The following is a 548-nucleotide window of genomic DNA, read 5'->3' on the forward strand; positions in this document are numbered from 1 at the left end:
CCCGTCGATGCCCGATGGGGCCGGTCGCCGAGAAGCTGTCGTAGCCCTCCTCGCGCTGCTGGCCCAGCAGGTCGGCGAGCAGGAAGAACACCGCGGCCATGCCGGTGCTGTGGATCAGGTAGAACAGAGCGGCGCCCAGGGCGGCCGGGGTCACCAGGCTGATGGTCGCGAGCAGGGTGCCGACCGAGAGGATCACCAGGTAGGCGGACAGGGTGCGCAGGCTGTCCGAGCCCAGCACGCCGACACCGCCCAGTGCCAGGGTCAGCAGCGCCAGCGGCCACAGCCAGGCCCAGGCGGTGGCGTTGATCGGTTCCTCGCCCAGCGCGAAGACCAGCAGGAAGACGCGCAGGATGGCGTAGATGCCCACCTTGGTCATGATGGCGAAGAGTGCGGCCACCGGTGCACTGGCCGCCGAGTAGGCCCGCGGTAGCCAGAACAGCAGCGGCAGGATCGCCGCCTTGATGCCGAACACCACCAGCAGGGTCAGGCTGGCGGCGGCGAGCAGCGGTTCGTCTTCCGGTGGCGCCTCGGCCACGCGCAGCGCCAGG

The 548-nt window shown here is 70.6% G+C and carries 1 protein-coding gene; it reads right to left on the reverse strand.

Going from position 1 to position 548, the window contains the following annotated elements; all coding sequences use genetic code 11:
• A partial coding sequence (locus AM506_RS23630; protein ID WP_268788420.1) for a proton-conducting transporter transmembrane domain-containing protein occupies window positions 1–548 on the reverse strand: 548 nt, incomplete at both ends.

The organism is Rossellomorea vietnamensis, assembly GCF_001305855.1.
GTDB lineage: Bacteria > Bacillota > Bacilli > Bacillales > Bacillaceae_B > Rossellomorea > Rossellomorea vietnamensis_A.